The sequence below is a fragment of the Mesorhizobium sp. M0139 genome (assembly GCF_040322455.1).
Classification (GTDB): domain Bacteria; phylum Pseudomonadota; class Alphaproteobacteria; order Rhizobiales; family Rhizobiaceae; genus Mesorhizobium.
On the sequence record NZ_JAMYTN010000001.1, the window covers coordinates 117,940 to 132,872 of the forward strand.

Annotated in this window: 16 protein-coding genes and 1 tRNA gene; 4 read left to right on the forward strand and 13 right to left on the reverse strand. The window is 63.9% G+C overall.

Going from position 1 to position 14,933, the window contains the following annotated elements; genetic code table 11:
- Nucleotides 1-50: 50 nt before the first annotated feature.
- The 4 genes from NKJ58_RS00600 to rsfS all read right to left on the reverse strand — a co-directional run bounded on the left by NKJ58_RS00600 (nucleotide 51) and on the right by rsfS (nucleotide 3,781).
- Complete coding sequence (locus tag NKJ58_RS00600) at nucleotides 51-1,376, reverse strand: S41 family peptidase (protein WP_023668701.1); 1,326 nt, start codon at nucleotides 1,374-1,376, stop codon at nucleotides 51-53.
- A 1-nt stretch (nucleotide 1,377) separates the two neighbouring features.
- On the reverse strand, nucleotides 1,378-2,736 hold the full coding sequence (locus NKJ58_RS00605; protein WP_023668700.1) for a murein hydrolase activator EnvC family protein: 1,359 nt from the start codon (nucleotides 2,734-2,736) through the stop codon (nucleotides 1,378-1,380).
- Nucleotides 2,737-2,858: 122 nt separating this feature from the next.
- A complete protein-coding gene (gene rlmH / locus NKJ58_RS00610; RefSeq protein ID WP_023684125.1) occupies nucleotides 2,859-3,341 on the reverse strand; it encodes a 23S rRNA (pseudouridine(1915)-N(3))-methyltransferase RlmH in 483 nt (160 codons plus the stop codon).
- A 62-nt stretch (nucleotides 3,342-3,403) separates the two neighbouring features.
- On the reverse strand, nucleotides 3,404-3,781 hold the full coding sequence (rsfS, locus tag NKJ58_RS00615; RefSeq protein ID WP_023668698.1) for a ribosome silencing factor: 378 nt from the start codon (nucleotides 3,779-3,781) through the stop codon (nucleotides 3,404-3,406).
- A gap of 241 nt (nucleotides 3,782-4,022) precedes the next feature.
- On the opposite strand from rsfS, the gene NKJ58_RS00620 reads away from it, so the two are divergent.
- Nucleotides 4,023-4,877, forward strand: coding sequence for a mechanosensitive ion channel family protein (locus NKJ58_RS00620; protein WP_023736854.1), 855 nt, complete (start codon nucleotides 4,023-4,025; stop codon nucleotides 4,875-4,877).
- Between the two features lie 15 nt (nucleotides 4,878-4,892).
- Here NKJ58_RS00620 and NKJ58_RS00625 read toward each other — a convergent pair whose 3' ends face one another.
- From NKJ58_RS00625 to NKJ58_RS00635, 3 genes are all read right to left on the reverse strand, one after another.
- Nucleotides 4,893-6,173 (reverse strand): MFS transporter, encoded by a 1,281-nt coding sequence (locus NKJ58_RS00625; RefSeq protein WP_352519124.1) that lies wholly within the window; start codon nucleotides 6,171-6,173, stop codon nucleotides 4,893-4,895.
- Nucleotides 6,174-6,239: 66 nt separating this feature from the next.
- Nucleotides 6,240-6,833 carry a nicotinate-nucleotide adenylyltransferase gene (locus tag NKJ58_RS00630; RefSeq protein ID WP_352512182.1) on the reverse strand — a complete coding sequence of 198 codons (594 nt, stop codon included), beginning with the start codon at nucleotides 6,831-6,833 and terminating at the stop codon, nucleotides 6,240-6,242.
- 163 nt (nucleotides 6,834-6,996) lie between these two features.
- Nucleotides 6,997-8,277, reverse strand: a complete 1,281-nt coding sequence (locus tag NKJ58_RS00635; protein ID WP_023732983.1) for a glutamate-5-semialdehyde dehydrogenase — start codon at nucleotides 8,275-8,277, stop codon at nucleotides 6,997-6,999.
- Between the two features lie 78 nt (nucleotides 8,278-8,355).
- Between NKJ58_RS00635 and NKJ58_RS00640 the strand changes: the two genes are divergently transcribed.
- On the forward strand, nucleotides 8,356-8,841 hold the full coding sequence (locus NKJ58_RS00640) for a hypothetical protein (protein ID WP_023668693.1): 486 nt from the start codon (nucleotides 8,356-8,358) through the stop codon (nucleotides 8,839-8,841).
- 26 nt (nucleotides 8,842-8,867) lie between these two features.
- Here NKJ58_RS00640 and proB read toward each other — a convergent pair whose 3' ends face one another.
- The gene (proB, locus tag NKJ58_RS00645) at nucleotides 8,868-9,995 is read right to left on the reverse strand and encodes a glutamate 5-kinase (RefSeq protein WP_023822430.1); all 1,128 of its coding nucleotides are present in this window, start codon (nucleotides 9,993-9,995) and stop codon (nucleotides 8,868-8,870) included.
- A gap of 2 nt (nucleotides 9,996-9,997) precedes the next feature.
- On the reverse strand, nucleotides 9,998-11,029 hold the full coding sequence (gene obgE, locus NKJ58_RS00650; protein WP_023668691.1) for a GTPase ObgE: 1,032 nt from the start codon (nucleotides 11,027-11,029) through the stop codon (nucleotides 9,998-10,000).
- 167 nt (nucleotides 11,030-11,196) lie between these two features.
- On the opposite strand from obgE, the gene NKJ58_RS00655 reads away from it, so the two are divergent.
- The gene (locus tag NKJ58_RS00655) at nucleotides 11,197-12,060 is read left to right on the forward strand and encodes an endonuclease/exonuclease/phosphatase family protein (protein ID WP_023728671.1); all 864 of its coding nucleotides are present in this window, start codon (nucleotides 11,197-11,199) and stop codon (nucleotides 12,058-12,060) included.
- Between the two features lie 11 nt (nucleotides 12,061-12,071).
- On the opposite strand, the gene NKJ58_RS00660 is transcribed toward NKJ58_RS00655, so the two are convergent.
- The 4 genes from NKJ58_RS00660 to NKJ58_RS00675 form a co-directional block, all read right to left on the reverse strand.
- Nucleotides 12,072-12,605: a GNAT family N-acetyltransferase gene (locus tag NKJ58_RS00660; protein WP_023744951.1), complete on the reverse strand. Its 534-nt coding sequence runs from the start codon at nucleotides 12,603-12,605 to the stop codon at nucleotides 12,072-12,074.
- A gap of 21 nt (nucleotides 12,606-12,626) precedes the next feature.
- Complete coding sequence (locus NKJ58_RS00665) at nucleotides 12,627-13,214, reverse strand: GNAT family N-acetyltransferase (protein WP_023688901.1); 588 nt, start codon at nucleotides 13,212-13,214, stop codon at nucleotides 12,627-12,629.
- 131 nt (nucleotides 13,215-13,345) lie between these two features.
- Entirely contained in the window at nucleotides 13,346-13,615 is a 270-nt protein-coding gene (gene rpmA, locus NKJ58_RS00670; protein WP_352852696.1) for a 50S ribosomal protein L27, read from the reverse strand.
- 99 nt (nucleotides 13,616-13,714) lie between these two features.
- Nucleotides 13,715-14,422, reverse strand: a complete 708-nt coding sequence (locus NKJ58_RS00675) for a 50S ribosomal protein L21 (protein WP_023700236.1) — start codon at nucleotides 14,420-14,422, stop codon at nucleotides 13,715-13,717.
- Between the two features lie 367 nt (nucleotides 14,423-14,789).
- Between NKJ58_RS00675 and NKJ58_RS00680 the strand changes: the two genes are divergently transcribed.
- Nucleotides 14,790-14,879, forward strand: a tRNA-Ser gene (locus NKJ58_RS00680).
- The last annotated feature ends 54 nt before the right edge of the window (nucleotides 14,880-14,933 follow it).

A 14,933-nucleotide genomic window follows, 5' to 3' on the forward strand; every position in this document is an offset into this window, starting at 1 on the left:
CCGGCAGCATTGCATCGCTTCGATTGGGCAGCCAGAGCTACCTGTCGATTTTACTGGTTGAGCACTGCCTTCTCCGGATTCGGCGGGAATGCCGGATCGGTCTTCTGGCCGCGCAGCAGCTGTTCGGCATAGATCAGCTGCAGATCGTCCTTCGGATCCGGCGGCACATAGGCAGCCGAGCCCGAGCCGGTATCGCTCTCGTCGGCGCCCTTGATATGGCCCTTGAGGTCCGATTCGCCGCGCGTCAGGTCCCTGCCCTGCAGTTCGGGCGGCAGCGGCTGGTCGACCTTGATGTCGGGCGTGATGCCCTTGCCCTGGATCGACTTGCCGGACGGCGTGTAATAGAGCGCCGTCGTCAGGCGCAGCGCGCCGTTCTCGCCAAGCGGGATGATGGTCTGCACCGAGCCCTTGCCGAACGACTGCGTGCCGACCACTGTGGCGCGGCGCAGGTCCTGAAGCGCGCCGGCGACGATCTCGGAGGCGCTGGCCGAACCGCCATTGACGAGCACGATCAGCGGCTTGGCGCCGATGTCGTCGCCTGCCTTGGCGTCGAAGCGTGTGACGTCCTTCGGGTCGCGGCCGCGGGTCGAGACGATCTCGCCACGGTCGAGGAAGGCGTCGGACACGCTCACCGCCTGGTCGAGCAGGCCGCCCGGGTTGAGCCTGAGATCGAGCACATAGCCCTTGAGCTTGTCGTTCGGCACCTGCTTCTTGATGGTGTCGATGGCATTCTCGAGGTCGTCATAGGTCTTTTCGGTGAAGGAGGTGATCTTCATGTAGCCGATGTCGTTCTCGACCCGGAACTTGACCGCCTTGACCTTGATGATATCGCGCACCACCGTCAGCTCGATCGGCTTGTCGGCGCCTTGGCGCAGGATGGTCAGCTTGATCGGCGTGTTGACCAGGCCGCGCATCTTTTCGACTGCATCGTTGAGCGTCAGGCCGCGAACCTCTTGGCCGTCGATCTTGGCGATATAGTCGCCGGCCAGCACGCCTGCCTTGGCAGCCGGGGTGTCGTCGATCGGCGTGATCACCTTGACCAGGTCGTTCTCCATGGTGACCTCGATGCCGAGGCCGCCGAACTCACCCTTGGTCTGCACGCGCATGTCCTGCGCCTGCTCGGCATTCATGTAGGAGGAGTGCGGGTCGAGCGAGGTGAGCATGCCGTTGATGGCGTTTTCGACCAGCGACTTGTCGTCCGGCGGCGTCACATACTGCGCCCGCACGCGCTCGAAGATGTCGCCGAAGATCGCCAGTTGCTTGTAGGTCTCGGAGCCTGCAGCGTTCGCCGTCGAGCCGGGGGCGCCATAGACCAGGCTCATCGCTGACGCGCCCATCAGCGCACCGGCAATAAGAAGCGACAGTTTCCGCATCATTTCACGTCCTTCCAGAGAAGCGGTCCGCCCACCATGGGGTCGGATCGACGGGTTTTCCATCCTTGCGGAACTCGACATAGAGTTCCGGCGTGGCATTTCCATTCTTCGAGGCCGAGGTGCTTGCCACCCGGGCCTCTCCCATCGCGCCGACCGGCTCTCCTGCGAGCACCGACTGGCCAGACGCGACGCTGATTCTGCTCATCCCCGCCAGGACGACATGATAGCCGTCTCCCGCATTGAGGATCAAGAGTTGACCATAGGAGCGAAAAGGCCCCGCATAAAGCACATTTCCGTCCGCCGGTGCCGTGACGATGGCTCCCGATTGTGTCGCAACCATGTCGCCAAGCATCACCGCGCCGTTACCGTCATCGGCCCCGAAACGCAGCTTGATCTTGCCGGTGACCGGCAGCGAGACTTGTCCCTGAAGTGCCGAAAACGGCGCGGCGGCGGTGAGGCGGTTGCCTTCCGGCACGGGCAGCGAAGCCAGCTCCGTCGACGCGGTTGTGCCTGCATCGGCGTTATCGGCGTCCGGCTTATCGCTGTCGGCCGCTTTCTGTTCGCCTGCCTTGACGGCATCCGCCGCCTTGCGGCTCTTGTCGGCTTCAAGCGAAGCGATCAGCTCTTTCAGGCTGCCGGCCTTGGCCGCAAGCGCCTGGGACCGCTGCTTTTCAGCGGCCATCGCCGTCCAGGTGTCCGCCTCGAGCTTCTGCTTGGCTTCGAGCAGCATGGAGAGGCGTTTCTTTTCCGCCGTCTGCTCGCCGACCGCCGCTGTCAGCCGCGTCCGCTCGGCCTCGATCGAGGCCGTCACCCGGGTCTGTTCCCTGAGGTCGGCCAGCAATTTGTCGGTCTGCTGGCGCAGTTCCGGCACCACTGCGCCGAGCAGGATGGCGCTGCGCACCGACGACAGTGCGTCTTCCGGCTTGACCAGGATCGCCGGCGGCGGATTGAGCCCCATGCGCTGCAGCGCCCCCAGCACCTCGGCCAGCACGTCGCGCCGCGCCGCCAGCGAGACACGGATCTTCTGTTCCTCGCCCTTCAGTCCTTCGAGCCTGGCGCCGATATCCTCGATGTCCTGGCCGAGCTTCTGCTCGGTCATCGCCGACTGGATAAGCGCCGCGGTGATCGAGGCATGGTCCTTCTTGACCGAAGCAATGTCGGCGGCGAGCTTGGCCAGCCGTTCGGACGACAGCGTGATCTCGGCCGACACCTTCTCATATTCGGCACGGCTCAGATCGGGGTCGGGCGCCACGTCCAGCGTATTTTCGGCCCGCGCAAGCCCGAGCGACAGCAAAACCACTGCTGCAGCGATGCCGCAGCGCGCGTGCCGGAAGCCCGTTCGTGATTTCCCGTTGTCAGCCATTGAAGCCCGACTCTATGCGTGGCTTCGTTAACGAACCATCAACCATGATCGAACCGAAGCCTAGCACAAAACAGCCGCGCATTGGGGCGGAAATCCGGACGATTGATCCTCGACCCACTGATTTACGAACGGTGGTAGGGATGTCCCGAAAGAATCGTTGCCGCCCGATAGAGCTGCTCGCCCAGCATGACGCGCACCAGTTGGTGCGGCCAGGTCGCCGCGCCGAACGAGACTATCAGCTCAGCCTGATCGCGAATCGACTGGTCGTGCCCGTCGGCGCCGCCAATGGCGATGACCAACGCCTTGCGTCCGCCATCGCGCAGCTGGCCGATACGGCTGGCGAAATCGTCTGAGGACAGGTTTTTGCCGCGTTCGTCGAGCAGGAACAGCGCCGTGCCCGGCTGCAGCTGTGCCTGCAGCTTCTGGCCTTCCTCGCGGCGGCGCTCATTGGCGTTCTGGGCTCGTCCCTCGGCGATCTCGGCGACACCAGAGAATTCGAACCCGATCGCCGGGCCGCTCTTGGCGAAACGCTCGAAATAGCGGTCGGCGAGTTCTCTCTCGGGGCCGGCCTTCATCCGGCCCACGGCATGAACTGCTATCTTCATCCCTGCCTCGGCGAGCTTTCAATCCATGTCGCACCCCGGATGGTTACGACATGAGACGGAGCTCAGTGCAAGGTCTCTTCCTCAAGGTCCGGCGCCTGCCACATCTTTTCAAGATTGTAGAATTCGCGGACTTCTGGGCGGAAGACATGGACGATGATGTCGCCTGAATCGATCAGGACCCAGTCGGCGCCGGACAGCCCCTCGACGCGCGCCGTGCCGAGACCGGCATCCTTGAGCGCCTTGAGCAGGTGGTCGGCGACAGCCGAGACATGACGGTGCGACCGGCCCGACGCGATGACCATATAGTCGCCGAGGCTCGATTTCCGCTGAATGTCGATTGAGACAATATTTTCGGCCTTGGAGTCTTCCAGACTGGCAAGGACTGTCTTGATGGCACGGGACACGGCGTCATCTACGCTGATCCTGGCCGGCGAAGGCATGACGTCAGCCTTCTTCCGCAATGCTGTTCTCAGTGTATTTCCTTTCGCAGCAAGAACAACCAAATCACCCACGAAATCAGGTGACACCCTATAGATAGGCAGAGTTCCCTTGCAGTTTCAAGACGGGAGGCCCTGCCACCGCGAACGCAGTGCACGACTTCCGGTTCCGGAGCCTTGAGAAAAATCGGAACCCATGGCCGCGGCAGGGGTTATCGACACACCCCCCAAACGGATTTTCCTGATGCCAATCGACCCCCAGAACACGCTGCTCACCGTGCAGGCTGGCCTTGCGCAACTCAGCACACTGATCGTTTCCTATTCCTTCTCCGCCATCGGCGCCATCATCCTGCTGGTCGTCGGCTATCTCGTCGCCGGGCTCGCAGAACGATCGATCTCAGCCGGCCTCGGCCATATCCATGGTTTCGACGCGACGCTGCGCCATTTCTTCTCGAAGATCGTGCGCTACGCCATCCTGATCCTGGTGGTCATCATGGTGCTCGGCCAGTTCGGCGTTCAGACGGCCTCGATCATCGCCGCCATCGGCGCCATCGGGCTGGCAATCGGCCTGGCGCTGCAAGGCACGCTGCAGAACATCGCCGCAGGCATCATGCTTCTGGCGCTCAGGCCATTCCGCATCGGCGAATATGTCGAGGTCGGCGCCATTTCCGGCACCGTCGAGGAAATCGGCCTGTTCGCCACCAAGCTCCGCACGACAGACGGCGTCTATGTGCTGGCGCCCAATTCGACGCTGTGGAACCAGCCGGTGCGCAATTTTACTCGCAACGGTGTGCGCCGCGGAGACATCACGCTGAGCATCGGCTCCTGGAACGACATCGACCTGGCGCAGAAAACCATGCTGGGCGTTGCCGGCGGCGAGCGCCGCGTCAAGCGAGAGCCGGCGCCGATCGCCTTCGTCGCCACGGTGGGCGATGCCAGCGTCGCCATCACCTTGCGCTACTGGACCACGGCGGCGGATTTCTTCGCCACCCAGATCGATCTCACCAAACGCGTCAAGCAGGCGTTCGACGCCGAAGCCATTTCGGTTCCCGCACCTCCGCCGGAGGCTCGACAGGAAACTGCCGCTACCAGGCAGTAGGAGCTGTGAAACCGTTCAGCGCTTATCTTCCGGGGCGTAGGCGAGCTCCACCGGCAGCGGCGCCTGCGCCGACATCGGCGCGAAACTGCTGGTCTCCGTAGCGGGGACGGCGCGCGTGGTGGCCACTCGCCACAGCACGAACAGGCAGAAGACAGTGGCGATGACGATGGCCACATAAATGAAGGCCTGCGTGCCATAGACAGCCGACAGGGCCGTCACGATACCCGGCACGATGAACCCCGACAGCGACCAGGCAAACAGCAACGAACTCGACAGCGCCACCATGTCGTCCTTGCCGGCGCGGTCGGCGGCATGCGCGCTGGCCAGCGAATAGATCGATTCCGAGGCGCCGTCCCAGACGATGTAGATCACCACGAGCACCATCAGCGCGCCGCCGTCGAAGCCGATGGCCAGAATACCGGCGACGATGGCCAGTGCCGCAGCGCCGGCCAGCACGTAACGGCGATCGGTACGGTCGGAAATCCAGCCGAGCGGTATCTGCAGGATCAGCGTGCCGACGGGCATCGCCGACAAAAGCAGCGCCACATCGGCCTGGCTGTAGCCCTTGGCCGTGGCATGGATCGGTGCGAACCCGGCGATCGCCATCGACAGGCCGCCGACGGCCAGCATGCCGGCCACGCCGACCGGCGAGATCCGCCAGGCGCGGCCAAGCGCCACGGAGGCTGCGCGAGGTGGCGGCGGTTGAGCCAACCGCGTCATGCCGACCGGCAGGATCGACACCGCGGTGAAGGCAATGCCGATCAGCGGCGCCTGCGCCGTCGCGATGTCGACCGCCGCCAGCAGGGCATAGCCGACGCCAAGTCCGGCGACATAGGCGACGTAAAACACCGCCATCACCCGGCCGCGAATGGCGTTTGCGACGGCATCGTTGAGCCAGCTCTGGGCGACGATGAACAGGCCGCATATTGCAAAACCGTAAAGCGCGCGCGCCGCGATCCACAGCAGCGGGTAGGTGCCGGCGCCAATGGCAGCATTCGACAGCGCTATCAGCGCCGACAGCACCATGAAGGCGCGGGCGTGCCCGACGCGGCGCACCAGCGGCCCGGTCAGGATACAGCCGGCAAGTCCGCCGGCAGACAGGCCGGTGATGATCAGCCCGGCCCAGGTCGGATCGAAGCGCTCGACGCCAAGCCGGACCGGGATATAGGCGAACATCAACCCATTCCCGACCGCAATCAGCGCCATCGACACGATTACGCTGGCAATGGCGATCACGGGCGCCGGCGGGGTGCCATGATCGGGGCCGATGTCGGTCTGGTTCACTGAAGTGGCCATATCCAGCGCAGCATCGCCCAGCCAATCGCGAAAGGCCGCCGTAAAAGCGACATCGGCGATCTGGTCTTACGGAGTTACCTTGGCTTGCTGGCGAATAGCACTCGATGACAGCGACGAGCGTGGGCCGTGGATGAAGGTCCAGGCCGGCGCCTTCATGCGGGCGAGCCGGGGCGCGTCACCCTCGTCGACGCGGGCATAGTCGAAGGTCTTGGCCACGACCGAGGACAGGAAGGACAGCGTCGCGCCCGGGCGGTCGATGACGGCGATCGGGAAGGTCATGACGATCTGGCGCCAGCGCTGCCAGCGATGGAAATCGCGAAGTGAGTCGGCGCCCATGATCCAGACGAAGTCGACGCCGGGATTGCGCGCCTTGACCAGAGCCAGCGTGTCGGCGGTGAAGCGAATATGATGCGCCGCCTCGAAGGCGGTGACCTTGATCTTCGGGTTCTTGGCGACCTGCTCCGACTGGAGCAGCCGGTCGCTCAGCGGCGCCAATTCCCTGGTGCTCTTCAGCGGATTGCCTGGCGTCACCATCCACCATAGCTGGTCGAGCGCCAGCCGCCTGAGCGCGATTTCCGCCACCAGCGCATGACCGGCATGCGGCGGGTTGAACGAGCCGCCGAACAGGCCGACGGCAAGGCCCTTTTCGGCATGCGGCATGCGGAGGTAGTGCGAGGAAAGAGGCGCCCCACCCTCCCCCTTGTGGGGAGGGTCGATCCGCGAAGCGGAGCGGGGTGGGGGGATTGCAGAATTCAGCGTCGTACCCCCACCCGGCTCGCTGCGCTCGCCACCCTCCCCACAAGGGGGAGGGTAAGGCCAGCGCTCAAGGCCTCACCTGTCCCGACCCGCGCACGCGGTATTTGAACGAGGTCAGCTGCTCGACACCAACCGGTCCGCGCGCGTGCATCTTGCCGGTGGCGATGCCGATCTCGGCGCCCATGCCGAACTCGCCGCCATCGGCGAACTGGGTGGAGGCATTGTGCAGGAGAATCGCCGAGTCGATCTCGCTGAAGAAGCGCTGCACAGCCTTTGCATCCTCGGCGATGATCGCCTCTGTGTGGTGTGAGGAGAACGTCTCGATATGGTCGATGGCGCCGGCAATCCCGTCGACCAGTTTTACCGCGATGATGGCGTCGAGATATTCGGTCACCCAGTCGGCATCGGTCGCCGGCTTGGCGTCGAAGAACAGCTTCATCACTTCCTGATCGGCATGGATCTCGCAGCCGGCGGCGCGTAGCGCGTCGAGGATCGGCACCAGATGCGTGGAGGCCACCATGCGGTCGACCAGCAAAGTCTCTGCAGCGCCACAGACACCGGTGCGCCGCATCTTGGCGTTGACGGCGATCCTGACCGCCATGTCAAGATCGGCCGAGCGGTCGATGTAGAGATGGCAGATGCCTTCAAGATGGGCAAAGACCGGCACCCGCGCCTCGCTCTGGACGCGCCCGACCAGGCTCTTGCCGCCCCGCGGAATGATGACGTCGAGATTGCCGGAAAGCCCTTTCAGCATCTCACCGACGGCGGCGCGATCGGTGGTCGGCACCAGCTGGATGGCATCCTCAGGCAAACCAGCGGCCTTCAGGCCCTCGACCAGGCAGGCATGGATGGCGGCGGATGAATTGAGCGAGTCCGAGCCGCCGCGCAGGATCACCGGATTGCCGGCCTTGAGGCAGAGTGCGCCGGCATCCGCCGTCACATTCGGCCGGCTTTCATAAATGACGCCGACAACGCCGAGCGGCGTGCGCACGCGCTCGATCTGCAGGCCGTTGGGGCGATCCCAGGCCGCGATCACATCGCCGACCGGGTCCCTGAGCTCGGCGATTTCACGGATGCCATCCGCCATGGCACGGGTGCGCGCCGGATCGAGCTTCAGCCGGTCCATGAACGAGCCGGACAATCCCGATTCGTGGCCATTCGAGACATCGATGGCGTTGGCGTCGAGAATGTCCTGCTCACGCGAAATGATCGCGTCGGCCATGGCGACGAGTGCGGCATTCTTGGCGTTGGTCGTGGCGATAGCCAGCGGTCGGGCGGCGGCGCGCGCATTGCGGCCTATCCGTGCCATCAAACTGGCTACATCTTCGCCTTGGTGTTTGTTCAACATCTGACCGCTCCGGTGAAGCCTGGTGGATTTACACGCGGCCGGCCTTCGCGGCAATGGCCGCAAATTCGGGAGAGCAGAATGAAGAGCGCCGCAGTCTTGTTTGCTTTGGCCACGATGCTGGCGCCCACCGGCCTTCGCGCAGCCGATTACTGCGATGACAAGATCGAACTCGGCGAGAGCCCCGATGGCCTGGCCATGACCATGGTAGGTTCGATGATGTCCCTCGTACTCGCTGAGCGCTATTGCGGCGCGCTACCGACGCCGTTTTCCCAAATCTACGTCGTAGTTGAGGAGGGACATGGATGTGGGCCGCGTGTGAGGCTTGAAGCAGAATTCAAGAAAAAGATGGAGGAGGAAAAAGCGACAGACGCAATGATGGCCGACTCAGTCATGCACGACCTCATCGCAGACGGGACGGACCTCCCCCAAGCCGAAATGGATAAACGTGCCAAGGCTATCATTGAAGGACAGTTGGGAGGTTGCAGCAAGCTTCTGAAAATTCAACGGGACGTTCAGGAGAGGTACCGCAACCCGCCCAAATGGCCGCGTGAACCTGACAAGTAGCGCGCCGTCAATCGCAGGGCCGCGCCTCACTCGGCCGCGCCGCTCACTACCAGATCGTCCCTGTGGATCATCGCCGAGCGCGCCTCGTAGCCGAGCACGGTTTCGATCTCGGCGGTCTTCAGGCCTGCGATCCTTACGGCATCGGCGGCATCATAGGCAACCAGCCCGCGCGCGATCTCGCGGCCCTCGGGCGACAGGATCGCCACCGTGTCGCCACGCGAGAAATTGCCGCTGACCAGCCTGACGCCGGCCGGCAGCAAAGATTTGCCGGACAGCAGCGCACCGATGGCGCCGGCGTCGACGGTGAGCCGCCCCGCCGGTTCGAGCTGGCCGGCGATCCAGCTCTTGTAGCCTTTCACCGGATTGGCGCTCGGCCTGAAGAAGGTGGCGCGCTCGCCACGCTCGATCGCCATCAGCGGCGACAGCCTGGTGCCCGAGGTGATGATCATGGCGGTGCCGGCGGCGGTGGCGATCTTGCCGGCGTCGAGTTTGGTGCGCATGCCGCCGCGCGACAGTTCGGATGCGGCCGCCCCCGCCATCGCCTCGATATCGGGCGTGATGCGGTCGACCACCGGAATGAATTTTGCATCGGGATCGCGCGCCGGCGGCGCCGTATAGAGCCCGTCAATGTCGGAGAGCAGCACCAGCAGGTCGGCGCCCATCATGGTCGCCACGCGTGCCGCCAGCCGGTCATTGTCGCCATAGCGGATTTCGGAGGTCGCCACCGTGTCGTTCTCATTGATGACCGGCACCGCCTTCATCTTGAGCAGCGTCGAGATCGTTGCGCGGGCATTCAGATAGCGTCGGCGCTCCTCGGTGTCGCCGAGCGTCAGCAGGATCTGGCCCGATTTCAGCGCACCCTTGCCCAGCGCATCCGACCATGCGCCGGCGAGCGCAATTTGCCCGACGGCGGCCGCCGCCTGGCTCTCCTCGAGCTTCAGCGCCCGTTTTCCGAGACCGAGAATGGTGCGGCCGAGCGCAATGGCGCCGGACGACACGACCAGGATCTCGGCGCCGCCATTGGCCAGCACCGCAATATCCTCGGCAAGCGAAGCCAGCCAGTCGCGCTTCAGGCCGCTGGTGCGGTCGACCAGCAAGGCCGAACCGATCTTGACCGTGATGCGCCGGTATTTTGTCAGCGACTGCGCCGTCATCGCTATCGGTCCCAGCGGGTCTCGACGGGAGCGGCAGCCCTGTCGCGCGCTTCGCCGACAACCGCCATCAGCGCGCGCAGCACCGCTTCGACGCCCTCGCCGGTGGCCGCCGACAGCAGCATCGGCGCGCGGCCGGCAGCGCGTTTGAGGGACGCAACCTTCTTCTTGCGCTCATCGGCGTCAAGGATATCCACCTGGCTGAGCGCGACGATTTCGACCTTCTCGATCAGCCCATTGCCATAGGCGTCGAGCTCGGCGCGCACGGTCTTGTAGGCTTTGCCCGGGTTTTCCTCCTGCGCCGAGACCAGGTGTAGAAGTACACGCGTGCGCTCGACATGGCCGAGGAAGCGGTCGCCGATGCCGACACCCTCATGCGCGCCCTCGATGAGGCCCGGAATGTCGGCGATGACGAATTCGCGCGCATCGATGCGGGCAACGCCGAGGCCGGGATGCAGCGTGGTGAAGGGGTAGTCTGCGATCTTCGGCTTGGCCGCGGTGACGGTTGCCAGAAAAGTCGACTTGCCTGCATTGGGCAGCCCGACCAGGCCGGCGTCGGCAATCAGCTTCAGCCGCAGCCAGACATTCATCTCTTCGCCGGGCTGGCCGGGATTGGCGCGGCGAGGCGCCTGGTTGGTCGAGGTCTTGAAATGCTGGTTGCCGAAACCGCCATTGCCGCCCTTGGCCAGCAAGAAGCGCTGGCCGACCACGGTCAGGTCGCAGATCAGCGTCTCATTGTCCTCGGCAAACACCTGGGTTCCGGCCGGCACCTTGAGCGTCACATCGGCGCCCTTGGCGCCGGTCATGTTGCGGCCCATACCGTGGACACCGGTCTTGGCCTTGAAGTGCTGCTGGTAGCGATAGTCGATCAGCGTGTTCAGCCCATTGACCGCTTCCAGCCAGACATCGCCGCCGCGGCCACCGTCGCCGCCATCCGGGCCGCCGAACTCGATGAATTTTTCGCGCCGGAACGACACAGAGCCGGCGCCACCGTCGCCGGAGCGGATATAAACCTTGGCTTGATCGAGAAATTTCATTGGACTACGCAGTTTCTGTTGGCCTTGCGGCTTTGCTTTAGATCTTGCGCCTTGCTCTAAACCAAGGCGCGGCCAAGGGCGAGGCCGTTTTGCGACTAAAGCGCCGGATGCCCTTTTGCCGGGGACGCGGTAGCAGTGTTCGCGGACGGAGCTTGAGGGGCGCGGGAATGAAGGTTGTAAGCTACAACATCCAGTACGGTATCGGTCTGGATGGCCGCTACGATCTCGGCCGCATCACCGCGGCGGTTCGCGGCGCCGACGTGATCGCGCTGCAGGAAGTGACCCGCAACAATCCGAGGAACGGCAACCGCGACATGGTCGCCGAGATCGGCGAGGCGCTGCCCGAATATTTTGCCGCCTACGGCAGCAATTTCGAGGTCAATGTCGGCTCGCGCCTAGAGGCCGGCCGCGCCATCACCACCACTTTCCAGCTCGGCAACATGGTGCTGTCGAAGACGCCGATCCATCTGTCGCGCAATCTGCTTTTGCCGCGCAGCCGCAGCCTTGAGGCGATGAACTTCCAGCGCGGCGCACTCGAGGCGCTGGTCGAGACCCCGCTCGGCTTCATCCGCTTCTATTCCACGCATCTTGACCATCGCAGTCCGGTTGAGCGCGCCAGCCAGATCCGGTTCCTGCGCCAGCGCCTGTTGAACTATGCCTTCGAGGGCGGCGGTCTCTCCGGCATTCCCGAGATCGGCCTGCCGGACCTGCCCTATCCCGAAGCCTTCATAGTCATGGGCGACTTCAACATGCTGCCCGGCTCGCCCGAATATGTCGAACTCGTCGGCCGCCCGGACCATGAATTCGGCATGCCGCTGACCGCCGATCTCGCCGTCGACGTCGCCCAGCGCCTGAACACACCAGACGTCGTCACCTGGGTCGATCCCACGCGACCCGAAGACACAAGCCGCCACAAACGCATCGACTACATCTTCACCTCGGCCTCGCTCGCCGGATCGCTGAAGCGCCTGTGGGTCGACCGTGAAGCGGTCGGCTCGGACCATCTCCCGATTTGGGTCGAGATGGGCTGACCGGCGATTGTTCATCTGCCGGCGTTTTTGCGGTCGACGATCGCCATCATGATCGCATCGACGTATCGGCCGTCGATCTTGACCGCGTCACGCTGCACACCCTCGGTGACAAACCCGACCTTGTAGTAGAGGGAGATGGCGCGGGCATTGTCGGAATGCACGGAAAGCTCGATGCGGACGAAGCCGATGTTGCGTGCTTCCGTCAAGGCGGCATTGATAAGCCGCAGTCCCAGACCACGTCCTCGATAGTCCGGCACAATTCCCATTCCAAGGGTGCCGCGATGAGCATGTATCTGCCGGTCATGCCGTGAGATATCGCACCAACCGACAACCTCGCCACGAACAACCGCCACGAACCCTGGGTCGCCTCTCCCGATGCGGTCCACTATGAATGTTCGGGTTTGATCGAGCGGCGGCGCTTCCAGGAAAGACAGGTACTTCCGCTCACGCGCAACGATGTCGAGCGCCTGGTGAAAACTCTCGACATCGCGCGGCGTCATCGGCGCAATCGTGACTGCTTCGATATGGTTGCTATAATCGGCCATCGGCTTGATCGGAACAAACCATCAGAAGTGGACCCAGTTGCGCAGGCTGATCCAGGTCTTTCTGTCCAGCCGGTACCGCTCGACCGGCACCTGGCCGGCGACGATCGAGTTCAGCATGCCCTGGCCGGCATACTGGAAGCCGCATTTGTGGATGACCCGGCGCGAGGCCGGATTGATCACCCGCGTCGAAGCCTGCAGCACCTGGATCGACGTCCGTTGGAAGGCGAGGTCGACCAACGCGTGCGCGGCCTCCGTCGCATAGCCGCGCTTCCAATAGGGCTCGCCGATCCAGTAGCCGAGTTCCAGCCCGCGATCGGTCATGTTGAGGCCGGCGCAGCCGACGAAAATGTCGGTGCCGGCGAGCGTCAGGGCGTAGGCGATGCCGGCCCGGCGCGACCGGGTCATGGCCAGGAAGGCGCGTGCCTCGGCCTCGCCATAGGGGTGCGGCATGCGGGCCAGCATCTCGGCGACATGACGGTTGTCGGCAAGCTCGACCAGTTGCGCGATGTCGGCTTCACACGGGGCGCGCATCACCAGCCGCTCCGTGGCCAGCACCGGGCAATCTATCGCGTAACTTTCGTCTTCGGTGTCTTCCGCTTCGGCAACCATTCGACGTCCTCCAGGCAAGAAAAAGGGGAGATGGAAAACCCATCTCCCCTGATCCTTTTCCTGGCTCCATTCACTGGTTTGGCCAGACACCGGTTCCCGAGATGGGCGCCGGTTTTATAGTGCGGAACCGGCTACTCCGCGGCTTTGGTAATCGGGTTGACCGATACGTAGGTTCGGCCGTTGGCTTTTTTGTTGAAGGTGACTGCGCCGGTCTCGAGCGCAAAAAGGGTGTGGTCCGTGCCCATGCCGACATTGACGCCGGGATGCCAGCTGGTGCCGCGTTGACGGATGATGATGTTGCCCGGGATGACGGCTTCGCCGCCGAACTTCTTCACGCCCAGACGCTTGGAATGCGAGTCGCGACCGTTGCGCGACGAGCCGCCAGCTTTCTTGTGTGCCATCTAACTAACTCCGATGCGCCCTGGGGCGCTTGAATGGTCTTATGAACGCGTTCGCGTTCCGTTTCAAGTCCGATCCGGCGACCTTGTCGCCGGTTCGTTTTACTTCTTCGCCAGTTCCTTGGCCTGCTCGCGCCAGTCGTTGATCTGGTCGGTGCTGAAGGGCATGTGCGCGTCGATCTTGGCCACGTCCTTGTCCGACAGCTTGGCAAGCTGGGCGAAGGTGGTGATGCCCTGCTCGTGCAGCTGGCCGGCGGCAACCGGGCCGATGCCCTTGATCACGGCCAAATCGTCCGGCTCGCCCTTCGGCGCCTTGAACAGCGGCGCGGCGACGGCGGTCTCCGTCTTGGCTTCATCCTTCGGAGCAGCCTCGGCTTTGGCTTCCTTCTTCGCCTTGGCTTCCTTCGGCGCGGCCTCGGCCTTCGCCTCGGGCGCTACGTCAGCCTTGACTTCCTTGGCTTCCACCTTGGCTGCGGCCTTCTTGGAAGGCTTGGCGCCACCCAGCAGGATCTCGGCGATCCGCACGGTGGTCAGAAGCTGGCGGTGGCCGATCTTGCGGCGCGAATTCTGCCGGCGGCGCTTCTTGAAAGCGATGACGGTGCGGTTCTTGCCCTGCTCGACGACTTCCGCCGTGACCAGAGCGCCATCGACGAACGGGGCGCCGAAGGTGACATTTTCGCCTTCGCCATGGGCGAGGACGCTGCCGATTTCGACGATATCGCCGACATTGGCTTCGAGCTTCTCGATCTTCAGGAGATCGTTGGCGGCAACGCGATACTGCTTACCGCCCGTTTTAATGACTGCGAACATTTTTTGCCTTTCGCTGTTCGGTCGGCCTCGATGAGCCGCGTCACGCGGTTCGGCCGTCTTTTTGTCAGTCTGCGGGTTCGAAAAACAAGCGGCGTGGAAGAACCCTCCACGCCGATTGCGCGCTTCCCCTAACCGAAGGTTCGGTACGAGTCAAGGCAAACGGGCGGAATCCTTGGCCACGCCGCCTCCTTGCCGCCCCCGATCTCTCCGGTCGAGACCGGTTGGCCTATCTGCCGACGTGGCCGCGGCGCAGCCCTCCAGACAGAGCCCGCACAGGAAGCTGAATTCCCCCGCGGATTTGGCCTTGTAACCTGCCCGCCCAGCCGTTATCTAGTGCGCCGCGCCGGCAACGGCCGACCATGACCGCGGAGAGGTGGCAGAGTGGTCGAATGCACCGCACTCGAAATGCGGCATGGGTGCAAGCCCATCGGGGGTTCGAATCCCTCCCTCTCCGCCACCCTACGCCCTGCGGGCTTCGGGTGGCAGGCCACCCGGAACCGCATCTGGGCGT

Coding starts and splice junctions, on each gene's coding strand:
- NKJ58_RS00600 (WP_023668701.1), bottom strand. CDS start 1,376: ATGATGCGGAAACTGTCGCTTCTTATTGCCGGTGCGCTGATGGGCGCG.
- NKJ58_RS00605 (WP_023668700.1), bottom strand. CDS start 2,736: ATGGCTGACAACGGGAAATCACGAACGGGCTTCCGGCACGCGCGCTGC.
- rlmH (WP_023684125.1), bottom strand. CDS start 3,341: ATGAAGATAGCAGTTCATGCCGTGGGCCGGATGAAGGCCGGCCCCGAG.
- rsfS (WP_023668698.1), bottom strand. CDS start 3,781: ATGCCTTCGCCGGCCAGGATCAGCGTAGATGACGCCGTGTCCCGTGCC.
- NKJ58_RS00620 (WP_023736854.1), top strand. CDS start 4,023: ATGCCAATCGACCCCCAGAACACGCTGCTCACCGTGCAGGCTGGCCTT.
- NKJ58_RS00625 (WP_352519124.1), bottom strand. CDS start 6,173: ATGGCCACTTCAGTGAACCAGACCGACATCGGCCCCGATCATGGCACC.
- NKJ58_RS00630 (WP_352512182.1), bottom strand. CDS start 6,833: ATGCCGCATGCCGAAAAGGGCCTTGCCGTCGGCCTGTTCGGCGGCTCG.
- NKJ58_RS00635 (WP_023732983.1), bottom strand. CDS start 8,277: ATGTTGAACAAACACCAAGGCGAAGATGTAGCCAGTTTGATGGCACGG.
- NKJ58_RS00640 (WP_023668693.1), top strand. CDS start 8,356: ATGAAGAGCGCCGCAGTCTTGTTTGCTTTGGCCACGATGCTGGCGCCC.
- proB (WP_023822430.1), bottom strand. CDS start 9,995: ATGACGGCGCAGTCGCTGACAAAATACCGGCGCATCACGGTCAAGATC.
- obgE (WP_023668691.1), bottom strand. CDS start 11,029: ATGAAATTTCTCGATCAAGCCAAGGTTTATATCCGCTCCGGCGACGGT.
- NKJ58_RS00655 (WP_023728671.1), top strand. CDS start 11,197: ATGAAGGTTGTAAGCTACAACATCCAGTACGGTATCGGTCTGGATGGC.
- NKJ58_RS00660 (WP_023744951.1), bottom strand. CDS start 12,605: ATGGCCGATTATAGCAACCATATCGAAGCAGTCACGATTGCGCCGATG.
- NKJ58_RS00665 (WP_023688901.1), bottom strand. CDS start 13,214: ATGGTTGCCGAAGCGGAAGACACCGAAGACGAAAGTTACGCGATAGAT.
- rpmA (WP_352852696.1), bottom strand. CDS start 13,615: ATGGCACACAAGAAAGCTGGCGGCTCGTCGCGCAACGGTCGCGACTCG.
- NKJ58_RS00675 (WP_023700236.1), bottom strand. CDS start 14,422: ATGTTCGCAGTCATTAAAACGGGCGGTAAGCAGTATCGCGTTGCCGCC.